This window comes from Singulisphaera rosea (assembly GCF_054877945.1).
The window spans coordinates 178,594-192,720 of sequence record NZ_JBTYIP020000008.1 but is presented as its reverse complement, the minus strand read 5'-3'; the positions used below and the strand labels follow the sequence as shown (position 1 = coordinate 192,720).

9 protein-coding genes and 1 tRNA gene are annotated in these 14,127 nt (G+C 62.6%); 7 read left to right on the top strand and 3 right to left on the bottom strand.

Going from position 1 to position 14,127, the window contains the following annotated elements; translation table 11 throughout:
- The first annotated feature begins 206 nt into the window (after window positions 1-206).
- The gene (locus ACYOEI_RS16440) at window positions 207-1,010 is read left to right on the top strand and encodes an inositol monophosphatase family protein (RefSeq protein ID WP_462850610.1); all 804 of its coding nucleotides are present in this window, start codon (window positions 207-209) and stop codon (window positions 1,008-1,010) included.
- A 127-nt stretch (window positions 1,011-1,137) separates the two neighbouring features.
- A complete protein-coding gene (locus ACYOEI_RS16435) occupies window positions 1,138-4,095 on the top strand; it encodes a sigma-70 family RNA polymerase sigma factor (protein WP_462850609.1) in 2,958 nt (985 codons plus the stop codon).
- A 202-nt stretch (window positions 4,096-4,297) separates the two neighbouring features.
- On the opposite strand, the gene ACYOEI_RS16430 is transcribed toward ACYOEI_RS16435, so the two are convergent.
- Window positions 4,298-5,371: a hypothetical protein gene (locus ACYOEI_RS16430; protein ID WP_462850608.1), complete on the bottom strand. Its 1,074-nt coding sequence runs from the start codon at window positions 5,369-5,371 to the stop codon at window positions 4,298-4,300.
- A 201-nt stretch (window positions 5,372-5,572) separates the two neighbouring features.
- On the opposite strand from ACYOEI_RS16430, the gene ACYOEI_RS16425 reads away from it, so the two are divergent.
- From ACYOEI_RS16425 to ACYOEI_RS16405, 5 genes are all read left to right on the top strand, one after another.
- Window positions 5,573-5,788: a hypothetical protein gene (locus ACYOEI_RS16425; RefSeq protein ID WP_462850607.1), complete on the top strand. Its 216-nt coding sequence runs from the start codon at window positions 5,573-5,575 to the stop codon at window positions 5,786-5,788.
- A gap of 72 nt (window positions 5,789-5,860) precedes the next feature.
- Window positions 5,861-7,003 (top strand): DUF1559 domain-containing protein, encoded by a 1,143-nt coding sequence (locus ACYOEI_RS16420; protein ID WP_462850606.1) that lies wholly within the window; start codon window positions 5,861-5,863, stop codon window positions 7,001-7,003.
- 67 nt (window positions 7,004-7,070) lie between these two features.
- The gene (locus ACYOEI_RS16415) at window positions 7,071-7,829 is read left to right on the top strand and encodes a PIG-L deacetylase family protein (RefSeq protein ID WP_462850605.1); all 759 of its coding nucleotides are present in this window, start codon (window positions 7,071-7,073) and stop codon (window positions 7,827-7,829) included.
- A gap of 151 nt (window positions 7,830-7,980) precedes the next feature.
- Window positions 7,981-9,960, top strand: coding sequence for a fructose-bisphosphatase class III (locus ACYOEI_RS16410; RefSeq protein ID WP_462850604.1), 1,980 nt, complete (start codon window positions 7,981-7,983; stop codon window positions 9,958-9,960).
- An 860-nt stretch (window positions 9,961-10,820) separates the two neighbouring features.
- Window positions 10,821-11,222, top strand: coding sequence for a response regulator (locus ACYOEI_RS16405; protein WP_462850603.1), 402 nt, complete (start codon window positions 10,821-10,823; stop codon window positions 11,220-11,222).
- A 501-nt stretch (window positions 11,223-11,723) separates the two neighbouring features.
- Here ACYOEI_RS16405 and ACYOEI_RS16400 read toward each other — a convergent pair.
- Both ACYOEI_RS16400 and ACYOEI_RS16395 read right to left on the bottom strand, forming a co-directional pair.
- Window positions 11,724-12,896: an acyltransferase family protein gene (locus ACYOEI_RS16400; protein WP_462850602.1), complete on the bottom strand. Its 1,173-nt coding sequence runs from the start codon at window positions 12,894-12,896 to the stop codon at window positions 11,724-11,726.
- 933 nt (window positions 12,897-13,829) lie between these two features.
- Window positions 13,830-13,902 (bottom strand) — tRNA-His (locus ACYOEI_RS16395).
- Window positions 13,903-14,127 lie beyond the last annotated feature (225 nt).

The window sequence follows — 14,127 nt, the reverse complement described above, 5'->3', positions numbered from 1 at the left end:
ATCGTCGTTGTGGAACGAGCGATCAATGTTTGTTAAACATACCCCCGCCCGGCCCGTTTCGCAACGGGATTTCGGGATGGGGATGTTTCGGATGGGGGAGTTGCTCGCTCATGGAACTCTCATCCGAGGGGGGTGAGGGCCTCGCTATAATGGGAAATTGCGGAGGGCGTCGTCCTCCGGGAGAGGATCTTGGGAGACTGCTCTGGATGATGACCGCCGAATTGAAGGTCGCCGAAGAGGCCGCACGCGCCGCGAGCTCTGTCCTGACCCGCTACTATCACGAAGGGGTCACGATGCGGAGCAAGGACATCTCGAACCTCGTCTCCGACGCCGACATCGACGCGGAGCGGGCGGTCGTCGAGGTGATCCGAGGCGCTTTCCCCAATCACGAGGTGCTCGGCGAGGAGGTCCACAAGGGCAACGTCGACGCCGAGCATCTCTGGGTGGTCGATCCGCTCGACGGCACGAACAACTTCGCCCACAAGGTCCCCCATTTCGCCGTCTCGATCGCCTACTACCACCAGGGGCAGGCCCAGTGCGGCGTCGTCGTTAACCCGATCCGAGACGAGTGGCATATCGCCGTCCGCGGCCAGGGGGCCTACCAGAACGGCCGACGCGTCCAGGTCGGCGATGAGACCCGGTTGGATCAGGTGCTCTTCGGGGTCGGCTTCTACTACGATCGGGGGGCGATGATGGAGTCGACCCTGGCGGCGGTGCGCGACTTCAAGCGCAAGCAGGTCCACGGGAGCCGCCGCATGGGCACCGCTTCGCTCGACCTTTGCATGGTCGGCCTTGGCATGTACGGCGCCTACTTCGAGTACGAACTCTCCCCCTGGGACTTCGCCGCCGGCCGGCTCTTCGTCGAAGAGGCGGGGGGCCGCGTCACGACCTGCCTCGGCGAACCCCTCCCGATGGCTCCGTCAAGCGTCCTCGCCACCAATGGCCTCCTCCACGACGCGTCCCTCGAGATCGTCCGTGCCCATCACCCCGGCGAGCCCGGCCACCGTTGATCGGAGATCCGTTCCGAGAGGTTCGCGGCCCTCTTCGTCCCCCTTTTCGAAATTCCGTGCCATCGGACCTCCCGGCCTTCTTTATTAGCATGTGAGGTGAACCAAGTCCGGGCGGGGGACCGCGATCATGGCGACGTTGCGATCGGGGACGGTCATTCAGCAGATCGACAGGCTCTTCGGCGCGGGGACGCTCTCGGGGCTATCCGACGCCCAGCTCCTCGAACGGTTTGGTGCCAAACGCGACGAGGCAGCCTTCGAGGCGTTGGTGACTCGGCACGCGGCGATGGTCCTGAGCGTCTGTCGTGGCGTGCTCCGCGACCCACACGACACCGAGGACGCGTTCCAGGCGACGATCTTGATCCTCGTCCGAAAGGCCGAGACCCTGAAGGTCGACGGTTCGATCGCCGGTTGGTTGCATCGGGTCGCCGTCCGGGTTGCGATCCAGGCGAACCAGGCCGAAGCACGGCGAAGGGCCCGGGAACGCAAGGCCGGGGAGGCGACGGCCCTCCGGACTCTGCGGGGAACCGACTCCGGTGACCTGAGGGCGATCCTCCATTCGGAAATCGGCCGGCTCCCCGACAGTTTCCGACTCCCCTTGGTCCTCTGCGACCTGGAGGGGAGGTCTCGGGCGGAGGCCGCCGCCACATTGAACTGGTCCGAAGGGACCGTGCGCGGGCGGCTCGCCCGGGGACGTGCGCGCCTTCGTTCGAGACTGGCACGCCATGGACTGGTCGTCACGCTCGGCTCGATCACCGCGGCCCTCGCCGACGCCTCGGCGTCGACGATCTCGGAAGGGCGAGTGGCCGAGGTCGTCAGGGCGACGCTCACGCAGGCCCTGGACCCATCTCCCGTTGGGGTGGCTCCGTTGCTCTGCGAGCAGGTCCTGCGCGGGTCGCATCTGGCCCGGCTCCAGGCGCTCGCCGCCTCGGCCCTCACCGCGATCCTGGTCACAGCGACGGCCGCGGGTCTCGTGGCAAGGGCCGAAACGGGAGAAGAAATCGCGGACGGACCGAGACCGTCGATGACGTCGGCGCCACCGGCCGTGAGTTCGAAGATGACGAAACCGTCCGACAAGGACTTGGCCGATCGACCCTCGGCGAAGCCCCTGGTCCCCAGTCAGCCCCTCCAGGCGGCCGGGGTTCAGGAGATCCGGGACTACGAGTTCAAAGGCATCGTCGTCGATCCGGTCGGCAAGCCTGCCGAAGGGGCGCGGCTCAGACTTTCCACCGACGCCCAGAACAATCCTCCCCGGGCGACGACCGCTCCCGACGGCCGATTCCGGTTTACGGTCCGTGGGCCATCGACCTACAAGGATGCTCGGGTCATTGCCGAGGCCGATGGCTACGTCGCGGGGACGGCCTCGAAGAGTTTCCTCTACTCGGATTTCCCCAACACCGACCCGTCGGACGCGGGGCGTGAGCTCTCCGTCACGCTGACGGCCGACCAACCCATCGAAGGTCGCCTCGTCGACCTCGAAGGCCGGCCGGTGGCCGATGCCGATGTCAAGGTTGGATTCCTGTTCGGCCCCCCGGGCGGCGATCTGACGCCCTGGCTCGATGCCCTCAAAGCACGCGAAGGGCCTGCCGACGACTTGATGTACAAGTATATGAAACGCGTGTATTTATTCGACCGATATCCGTCGCAATCGGTCAAGACCGACGCGCAAGGACGCTTCCGCTTGCCCGGTCTCGGGAGAGACCGACTGGCGATCGTCAAAATCGAGGCGTCGACGATCCGCCCCCTCGAGATCAAGGTCGTGACACGCCGGCTCGCTCCATTCCAGGCGATGAACCATCCTCAAGTCCCGCAGTTCGGATCGATCACCTACTACGGGGCCTCGCTTCAGCTCGCGGCCTCGCCGACTCGGCCGATCCAAGGGATCGTCCGAGATCAAAGCACCGGAAGGCCGATCGCGGGGGCGAGCATCCAGAGCACCAAGCTCGCGGATCGCGAGGTCTGGAACGACGGGAGTGCCTCGACGACCAGCGACGCCGAAGGGCGCTATCGACTGACGGGCATGCCCAGGGGGGCGGGCAACGTGATCATCGTCGGCACGCCCGCCGGCCCGCCATACCTGCCGGTCCAGCTCGAGGTCCAGAATCCACCCGGGCTCGACCCCATTGCACTCGACGTCGAGTTGACCAAGGGGGTCGGGATCGAAGGGCAAGTCCTCGACCTTCGGACTCGAAAGCCGGTGGGGGCCTGGGTCGCCTACCATGCCGCCGCGGACAACAAGAACCTCGATACGTCACCTGGATTCAAGGCCAACGCCGTCAGCAACAGCCCACTCCTCCGCGTCATGACCCCGCCGGACGGCCGCTTCAAGCTCGTCGGGCTTCCCGGACGCGGGGCGCTCGTGGTCGAATCGCAGGAACGCCGGTATCCCGGTGACAATAACGGCGGGATGCCCCGTTTCGACTACGTCCCCTCAATCCAGGGATTTCATCAGGCGCTTGTTTCCATCGATATTCCCATGAACGTGGTTGCCTTCCGCAAAGACATCCCGCTCGATTCGGGCAAGGTGGTCGAGGGGACGGTCATCGACCCCGAAGGCCGGCCGCTCGACGGGGCTCGTGCTTACGGACTGCAAAATCTCGGCTACTGGGAGACCTTGGCCCATGCGACCTTCCAGGTCGTCGCCTTGAAGTCACCCGGAGCGGGTGATCAGGCGAAAGGAAATTCGGGCCGTTCGCTGGTCTTCCTCCATGAGTCGCGCAAGCTCGCGGCCTCGGTGACGCTCAACGGTGAAGTGGACGGACCAATTCGTGTCAAACTTGAACCCTGGGCGGCGGCTGAGGGCCGAGTGATCGACCCCGAGGGCAAACCTCGGCCCAACCTGACCCTCCAGATCACCGCCGGGCGGCCAAGGCTCGGCGGTGGCCAGATCAGCCACGAACCCGAACGTCTCCGCACGGACCTCGAGGGTCGATTCGCGATTGTGGGGCTCGCTCCGAACCTCGACTACAGCGTCTACGTCCAGGCTCCGGCCGGCCTCCGAGCGAAGAAACGGATCGAGATCCCGCCGACCGCCTCGGGCGAGTCGAGGGATCTCGGGACAATCACGGTCGAATATCGGAACGATTGAACCGTCAACGTCCGGGGTGTACCCGCCCGGCAAGTTCTCCCGACGGCCTTTCACAAGCCCGAAGCGCCGGCGAGTGAATCTCTCCTCGAGAAATCGAAAGAGATTCACTCGCTGGCGTTTCGGGCTTGTATTGGAGTGGCGCAGCTCGAGCGTCAACCGCTCTACTCTCCCTCTCGGCCGAATCGCTCGCTCCGAAACGGACTCAGCTGAGCGCCCCTTCGCCAGGCTCGATGCTGTAGACCGAGCGGAGCAACTGGGAATAGCGTTCGAAGAACCGTTCGACCGACGCGAGGGCTTTGTCCGGCGGAACTTTCTCCGGAAGGACGACCTGGACCTGACCGCAGCTCCGCCCTTCCTTCATCGCATGGACTTCCTTGCACGCTTCGAGGACGACGGCGCGGAGGAACCGGCCGAAGCGGAACTCGAGGGTCGAGTAGCGGGGGTAGACGAGCATCCCGCCGAACCTCGCGCCGGGGAGCCCGATGGTCATCCGCGTCTTGAGCTCGCGGACATGAGTCCATCCGATCATGTTCAGGCTTACGCCGGGGAGCCACATCGGCGAGCGGGCGACGAAGCAATGGCCGAGGCGATCGTAGAGGATGCGGTCGGCCTCGGTGCCGCTGAGCTTGCGCTGGCCCTCGACCTCTCCGCGGACCATCCAACCCCGAAGCTGTTCGCGGAAGGCCGCCATCTCCCGGACCGCATCGTCTTGATATACCAGCTGGCCGTAGCCCCAGGTATCGCGATAATACGAGACGCCGTCCTCCGTCGGCCGGATATACAGGATCAAGGCACCGTTGCAAAGGGCCTTGGCGACGACGAGCGCGATGGCGTGGCCATCCGGAGTGTTTTCGAACTCGTACGGGGAGTTCGTACAGGCGGAGAAGGCGAGGAAGCAATGCTCGCCGAGCGTGTGCAGCACGCGAAGGGTGTGGCCTGCATAACGTTTGAAGGTCTTCTCCGCGACCTGATACTCGCGGTTCACACGCCTTAAGGCTTCCTCGGTCGGGTGGATCTCGGTCTTGGCGGAGACCCTCCCCTCGATCAGCTCGACGCCGAGCTGAGTTGCGACATTTTCATTAAGTCCTTCCCACTGCAGCAAGTCGGCAAGCGGGGCCAGGCACGCTCGCCGGAACTGGTTGCGCTGCTTCCAGGACGAGAGGGTCTGTGCGGGGACCTCGAGCTTACGCGCCAGCCACGATTCGTTCTTCCTCATCTTGCCGAGCTGCTGAATGAGCGTCTCCCAAAACTCGGACGGACTGTGCGGCATCGTCATGTCTTCGTCGCTCCGCGTAGCTCTTGCGTAATACTCGAAATATACGCGGACATCCGCGTCATTCCAATCGGCCGATCGCATTGGAGAACGAGATTAATCGGGGAGTTTCGACCTACCGGATTGGTAGAATCGCCGAGACAGCGGCCACACGCGGTCCGCGTCGCGTCTATCGGGTCATTCATGACAGTCGGGGAAATCGAGATGCGCTCGAGAACGATCGTGTCCGCCCTGTGCGGCGCGGCGCTCGCGTCCGTCGTCGGGGCGGGCTGCGGCGGTGAGCCGGGCAACGAGACCGACTTGGCCAAACTCCCCCCGCCATCGGCCAAGCAGATCGAACGCGCCAAGATGAAGCCGCTGCCGAAGTCGCCACCCAGGTTCGGCTCCCCCCCACGGACGCCCAAGGGCACTCCTGAATGACCGCCATCCCCGACCTCGGGGATGGACGACATGCGTTCGACATTGTTCATTCATTCGAGGGAGTCGCGAATCATGTCTCATCCTCCTCAGGCTCCGAAGGGACGACGGCCGGCATTCACCCTGATCGAATTGCTGGTCGTCATCGCGATCATCGCCGTCCTCATCGCCCTGCTGCTCCCGGCCGTCCAGGCCGCACGCGAGGCGGCCCGCCGGGCCCAGTGCACGAACAACATGAAGCAGCTCGGCCTGGCGATGCACAACTATCACTCGGCGATCGGCTGCTTCCCGCCGGGGGGGACGAACACCCGGAACCTCGTCGGGGGCGTGGGCCAGGGGTGGGGATGCTGGAGCGCGCACTCCATGATGCTCCCGTACCTCGAGCAGCAAACGATCTACAATGCCTTGAACTTCAACGTCGTCTGTTTCAGCAACGGCGGCAGCGAGGACCTGCTCCAGACCACGGGCACGATGCGGGCGATCTCGGCCTTCCTCTGCCCCTCGACCCAGACGGCCCCGATCCTCCAGTACTCCGCCCCGACCGGACTCCAGTACATCGTCCCCGGCAACACGTATTTTGCATCTGTTGGCGCGAGCATGAACCAGTATGGGGATATCCCGTCTCCCCCCGTGCCCGTCGGCCCGGCGGCCCCGAACGGGATGTTCCAGGTCTTCGGCGCCCCGATCTCCATCGCTTCGGTCACCGACGGGACTTCGAACACGATCGCGATGGGCGAGTGGCTCATCGGCGACAACTCGAACCGGTACACGGTCCCGTCGGACGTGATCATGATGGGCACCACGCTCCCCGCCGGGGCCTCGCCCGGCTCCGCGCTGCTGAACATGCCCGCGGGCGGCGCCGGCCTCAATGCCTGGCTCCAGAACTGCGCCCAGCAGGGTCCGGCGATGGTCGCGAGTGGTAACTTCTACAACTCGCTCGGCCAGGACTGGTGCGAGGGACTCTTCGAGCACACGATCGGCAACGTCCTGGTCGGGCCGAATCCCCCCTTTCCCAACTGCGCCGCGGACATCTACGGGCTCGGCGACAGCGACGACGACTACGGCCATTTCGGCCTGAGCAGCCGACATCCGGGGGGCGCCAATGTGCTCATGGGGGACGGTTCGGTACGATTCCTCAAGAACTCGGTGAACCAACTGACCCTCTGGGGCCTCGGCTCTCGAGCCCAGGGCGAGGTGATCAGCGCCGACGCCTTCTGACCGTGCCAACCCTCGGGCCCGCCTTCCTCGTTCGCCGGGGACGGGCCCCCTTCGGGAGATGACCAGGATGTCGACGATCTCACGTCGTGAGCTGTTGGGAGCGGCCGGCCTCATCGGGGCCGGCCTCGCGACCTCGGCCGAAGCTGCCGCCGAAGACTCGACGCCTCCGAAGAAAGCCAAGGTGATCATCACCGGCGGGCACCCCGGCGATCCCGAGTACGGCTGCGGAGGCACCGTCGCCCGATACACCGCACTCGGCCACGACGTCGCCCTGCTCTACCTGAACCGGGGCGAATGGCCCGAGAAGGCCGACGACGACGGTGCCCCCCGCGTCGCCGAGGCCGAGGGGGCCTGTCGGATCCTCAAGGCCCGGCCCCTGTACGCCGGCCAGCGTAACGCCAATGCGATCGTCGACCGCACCCATTACGAGTCCTTTCGCAAGATCCTCGTCGACGAGAATCCCGACGTCGTCTTCACCCACTGGCCGATCGACAACCACGCCGATCATCGGGCGATCTCGATGCTGGTCTACGACGCCTGGCTCAAGATGAAGAAGAATTTCGCCCTCTACTACTATGAGGTTTCGAACGGCGAAGACACGCTCCAATTCACCCCCACCCACTACGTCGACATCAGCGAGACCGAACCGACCAAGCGCAAGGCCTGCTACGCGCACGCCAGCCAGACGCCCGATCGCTACTACGCCCTCCAGGAACAGGTGACTCGGCTCCGCGGCATCGAAAGCGGTCATCGCCAGGCTGAGGGGTACATCCGCCACGTCCAGAGCCCCGACTTCTCGCTCCCACTCGGGGTTCGGGTCGGTTGATGCGAACGAAGTTCCGACGTTGACGATCCCCCGGATTTCCTACACCGGGGGCGTTCCCGGACTTGGTCTCGCGTTGACAAAACACCCTTGCCTGAGCGATCGTCGAGGGTCGAAGCCCCCCCCGACCTCCTCGATGCCGAGAACTCTGCACGTGCTCTCAGATCTCCTCCGCCCGGCCGAAGATCTCAACCAAAACCCCCGCGACTACGAGCTGATCACCCTCCGTGCCCTCTCCGGAAGCTTCCCCGACGTCGATTCGGCCACGGCCGAGATCGCGCGACTGGCCGCCGTCTTGACGCTGCCCAAGGGGACGGTCCACATCATCAGCGACGTCCATGGCGAGGACAAGAAGCTCCGCCACGTCATCAATAACGCCTCGGGGACCCTCCGGCCCCTCGTGCAGAGCCTGTTCGCCTCGAGGATGTCGGCCGAGGAGCTCCAGGAATTCCTGACCCTGATCTTCTACCCCGCCGAGGTCGTCGAGAATCTCGGGAAGACCCTCGAAGGGGCCGAGGCCCTTCGCGCCTATTGCACGAGGACCTTGCGGAACCAGTTCGAGCTGGTCCGCGTGCTGGCGGCCCGGTACAGCCTGAAACGCGCGATGGAGGTTTTCCCGCCGGAGTATCGGGAACTGATGTCCGAGATGCTCCATGAGCCGACGACCGAGCGAGACAAGGCCTTCGTCGAGGCCATCGTCGACCAGCTCTTGCGACACGGCCGGGCGCTCTACCTCGTCCACCTGACGGCGAGGCTCGTCCGCAACCTGGCGATCTATGAGCTGATCATCGGCGGGGATTGCTGGGATCGGGGTCCGCGAGGGGATGGCGTCCTCGACTACCTTCGTCAGCAGCCCAACGTCTCGTTCATCTGGGGCAATCACGACGTCGCCTGGCTTGGCGCCTGCCTCGGGCACGAGGCCCTCATCTGCCACGTCCTCCGAATCTCGCTCCGGTACCGTCGACTCGGTCAGCTCGACGAAGGCTACAGCATCCCGCTCACGCCGCTCGAGCACCTCGCACGGACGGTCTATGCCGACGACCCTGCCTCCGGTTTCTTCCCCAAGTCGAGCGGCCTGCGACCCAACCTTCTCGTCGCCAGGATGCAGAAGGCGGCCGCGGTCATGCAGTTCAAACTCGAAGGGCAGGTTATCGACCGAAACCCGCAGTGGGGTATGGAGCATCGTCGGCTCCTGCATCGGATCGACCGAGCCAGCAAACAGATCGAAGTCGACGGCGTTCGCTATCCTCTGAAGGATGCCTACCTGCCGACGCTGGACCCGGAGAACCCCTATCAGCTCACGGACGAGGAGGCCCTCTGCGTCGAGCGGCTGCGACGATCCTTCGTCTCGAGCCAGAAGCTCTGGGAGCACATGCAGTATCTCGTCCGCCGGGGGTCGATGTACCTCGTGCGTGACGGGTGCCTGGTTTTCCACGGCTGCGTCCCGGTCGACCGTGCCGGCCAACCCCTCACGATGGAGATCAACGGCGAGGCGCTGGGCGGTCGACCCCTCTTTGATGCCATCGCGAAGGCGATCCTACGCTCGGTCGAACGTCGGGACACCCGCGACCTGGACCTCCTCTGGTATCTCTGGGGAGGCGAGCGCTCACCGCTCTTCGGGAAGGACCGGATCACGACCCTCGAACGCGACTTCATCGCCGACAAGGCCACTCATCACGAGTCGAAGAACCCTTATTTCGAGCTCATCCACGAGACCTGGTTCTGTGACCAGATCCTCCGCGAATTCGGCGTCGACCCCGAATCCGGCCTGATCGTCAACGGCCACGTTCCCGTCAAGATCGAGACGGGGGAAAACCCGGTGAAGCGGAGCGGGAAAGCGATCACGATCGACGGTGCCTTCTCCGAGGCCTACGGCGACCGCGGGTATACTCTGGTCCTCGAGGCCGACCGGACGCTCCTGGCCGAGCATTCTCACTTCGAATCCGTCGAAGCGGCGATCCGAGATGGGGTCGATATCATTCCCAAGGTGTCGGTCGTCAAGACGTGGGACCGCCCCCACCGCATGGCGGACACCGAACGGGGCGACCAGATTCGTTGCGAGATCCGCACGCTCGAACGACTGATCGACGCCTACCGGACGAACGAGCTCCGCCAAAGTGGCCGGCTCTGCTGATCGTTGCGAGATAGCCCCTTCTGCCAGGCGACATCAACTCCCCGTCGCCTGGTGGATCGTCATCCTCCCAAGTCTACGAAATCTGTACTTATGAGCCCCATCGACCCGCCATGTTGGGCGGACGACGCATCCTCGAGAGAAGAATCACGGGTTGACCCGAATTCTGAAGTCCAAGATGACCCCGCCAATCGTCATCCGACGAATGATTGCGCAAGGTGCGAACGCCACGACCGCTCTCCATGAACTCTCGGAGCATGGAACACCGAAGGATCACTTCGGTTTCGGGCTGATGGCTGGGATTTCCCGAGCCCTGGATTGAGCAATCGTCATCCATTTTGCGCCATTCACCAAGAATCGCAGACGCCAACCCTCGCCGACCTGAGAAGCTGGGTGAACGGCGCAGGAGCATTGGACGCCTTCATATGCGAGCCCATTCCTCTGAGTTGATGACGCTTCGTTCGTCACTGCTCGGCACACGGGTTGCACCACCCGCGATATTGACTCGCATCATCGTCCAGCTAAAAATTCCGGGCCAATCTCACGTCATTTCTCGCAAGATAATCCATTCACAAATCTGAATTTCTATGTTGAGACTTTCCTGACATTCGGGCGTCACAAAAATCGACGGTGGACGTAACCGGGTCATAAGCGGGCAAGCACGGTGAATTCCCGCAACAGTCTCGAAGACTTGGAAGGAATGTACTCCTCAACGCGATTCCCTGTCGCGGTTCGGCTCCTCGATCCGAGGCTGATGAACCTATCCAGATTCGCCATCCAAACTCGAGAGGAGACCTTCTTTGGTAGACCGGATTGTCACCAGAAGCGCCACGAATCGAATCCCGACTTCGACGAAGGGACATGTGCTCATCGTCGAAGATCACTCCGTGTCTCGCCTCGGGCTTGCGACGCTGTTCCGGATGCGCGGCTGGCAGGTCAGTTCGGCGACCACGATTCATGAGGCCATGGGCCTTTTGAACCCGGCGCCCGACTGCGTGCTCCTCGACCTTTGCTTGCCCGATGGGAACGGAGAGGAACTCCTGCAAAAGCTCCAACGCGAGAGCCCCGTCTCACGCGTCATCGTGACCACCGGCTGCCGGGATGACTCTCGACTCGCGGCGATCGAACGGTTCGGGGCCGAGGCCATCTTCAGCAAGCCGATCGATTTGTCTCGGCTTTTCAATATGTGTACATTTCAGGATATCGAACGGTCTGCCCGCTCGGTCCCGGGCCGTCCCGCCGAGGCTGCGTTGACGTCGAATTGACGATCAGCCGGATGGTGCGTCTCAAGATCTCCCCGCCATCGAGTCGCGACCGAAGGCCACGCGTCCGTTCCACGTGGCGATTCATGTCTCGGTATGTCGACTCTACCGTTTGGCCGATCGACCCGGGATCGCGGTGACGCGATCGCCCGAGACTCTCGCATCCGTGTTCCAAGGCCCATTTGGTTCGATGGTCTCACGTATCTGCGTCGACGATGAAACGGATGGCATTTAATATTGTATTTTTTTAGATATGAACCAATTTGCTTGTTTGCGAAAAGGATTTCGGGGCCGTCTTCGCCGACCTTCACCTGCCGCCTCATGGCGATCGAGGCTAGAGGGGTTGACGATCGAGTGGCCTCTCTTCGATGTAAGCACGAAGCACAAGCGAGCGAAACGTCTTCGATCTCTCGCGTGAAGATTTTCTCGCTTGCGCTTCGTGCTTGCAAACAGTCAGCCCGCCCGCGTCATCGCGCGATCCGTATGATCGGTCCGTGACGAGAATTACTGATTGCCAGGCAGGAGCGGCCACGGCAGGAGTCTTCGCTCGCGGCGCGGCCTTTCGGTGTTGAGGCGTCGGAGCCACGCGTCGGTCCAGGAGTTGATCCTCGGCTGGAGCCGGCATTCCAGCATGTAAGCGAGCGGGACCACGAGGACGACGGATGCGACAACGGCGAGTGTTCGAGCCGTCCCCCTGGGCATGTGGAGGGTCGTCAACTCGAGCAAGGGATGGTGAAAGATGTACAAAGCATAGGAGATGGGGCTGAGGATCGAAAACCAGCCCAGCGTGGCCCGAAAGCCGCGGAATCCCCAGGCGCTCCAGACGATGGCGGTCATGACGAAGAGGATCGAGGCGATGCTGAATCGTAGCTGGAGAACGGGCTGCTTGCCCATCGAGCCGAGGACGCCTTGATTCCGCTCGAGGACGGTCGCGACGAACCAGAGCGCACAGACCAAACCGAGGATGGCGATCATGGGCCCCTGCCCTCTCCAGGAGATCGCACGAGTCCGGCTGTATTCTCTCGACAATTCGACCCCGGCCCACCAGATGGGGAGCTCGATCAGGAACAAGCTGGCCTGGTTGGGGATCAACCCATTCAGGATGAAGGCCGAGACCGCAAGGCCCGCGACGACATATTTCTGCACCCATCCCCTGACCCAGAAAACGAGAGGATAGAATAACATATAATACCACCACTCATAAGAGAGCGACCAGAGCGGTACGTTCCCTCGGAAGGGTTCGACCCAGGTCCCTCGCTTGAGCCAGGATACGTCCTGGAGCATGAAGAGGTTGCCGACGGCCTCCCTCATGTCGAGGCCGACGAGTTGTCGTTCGCCGACACAAGCCATGAGATAGCTGAATCCGATGGCGAGGAGGAAGAGCGGATAGATTCGTCGGAATCGTCGGAAGAAATACGCCCGAAACGGCTCGGGCTCCCGTCCGACGCAGGTGGAGTAATGGATGACGAAGCCCGAGAGGATGAAGAATAGGATGACGACCTCTTGCCCGAACGCCAGGGGGAGAAAGGGCCGGTCGGTGCAGGCGACCTGACTATGGCCGATCACCACATAAGCGGCGGCGAAACCGCGAACGGCCTCAAGTTTCATCAGGCGGCGAGGAGCGGCCGGTCGGACCGACTGAGGCTCGGTTTCGCGCCCATACCAAAGTTGCGCCATGGTGTCGACTCGTGTTTTTCGGCAGGTGGGTCGTTATTAAGGGATGCAGGAGAGACATCTGAGCGAGAGTTAACTTTCAGTCGTGTGGGAGACTATTCCAAAGTCACCGATGCCAGCCAGATCGATTTTGAATCGTGTTGAAAAAAATAACGCGGCGACTCATCTCGTCCTAATTAAAGTTGCAGGTTTTCGAGCAGAAAATGGCCCGATGCGGTGATCATGGTGTCAAAAGCGGTGATGGTGGGACGGTATGGCTTAAATTGGTCGACGGTTTTCCAGAATTTCCGAGATTCGGAATGTGGTGTTCGTGCATCATTTCTTAAAGCGGGCCGCCCGGGACGCTGGCCTCGCTTCGGTGCCACTTTCGTTGCACGACGTGAGACTACCTCGAATCGCTCGGCTGGCCTCCACGGCGCGACTTCTCGCGAAGGCCTACGCCGGCAGCCAGGAGGCTTACGGAGAAGAATGCCGAGTTTATCAGCGTGTGCGGGGATCGACGTTTGGAAAATCGAAATCTATTGAGTTGATGTGTGCCAACGTGCTCCATCCTCCTTCGGGATGGTCGTGAGTCGATTTCTTTGAGTATGGTCTCGAGTCTTTAGACTTGATTTCATCCAATGTTATTGATGAATTGGGGGGGGAGTGTCGATCCCGAAAGGAGACCCGGGCACATCCTCGCGTCGTGGAGGTCGAATGCGAGGATCGACTTATCGGGTGTCGGGCGTAGGGACGAACGGAGAGGGTGAAGAAGGGATGAACGTCGAATTCGACACGAAGGGGAGCGATGAGCTCATCCCGTCATGTCGATTAGACGATAAGGTTCGGATGAGGAAGGTGAATACCGGTTCCCTATCCCGTTTGCCAAATCATTTAGGCAAGCAGTCGAACCAGGGCGGTCCGATCGAGGCGAGTTTTGCAGGCAATAAGAAACAGGGTGGATGACGGGATTCGAACCCGCGATATCCAGATCCACAATCTGGCGCCTTAACCGCTAGGCCACACCCACCGTCACTTGGGACGATTTCACTATAAAGTCCGCGAAGGTCGTCGTCAAGCGAAGCGCTTGAGGATCGAGAGCAATTCGCGACCGGGTCGGGTCTCGGGATCGTTACGGGATGCCCCAGTTGGGAGGGCGGGGGCGGGGCAATTTGGCTCGGAATTGATCCGGCACTCCGAGAGGCGTGGTAGATTACCGCCGAGGGCAACGGCCACCCCCACGGCTCGGGCCGAC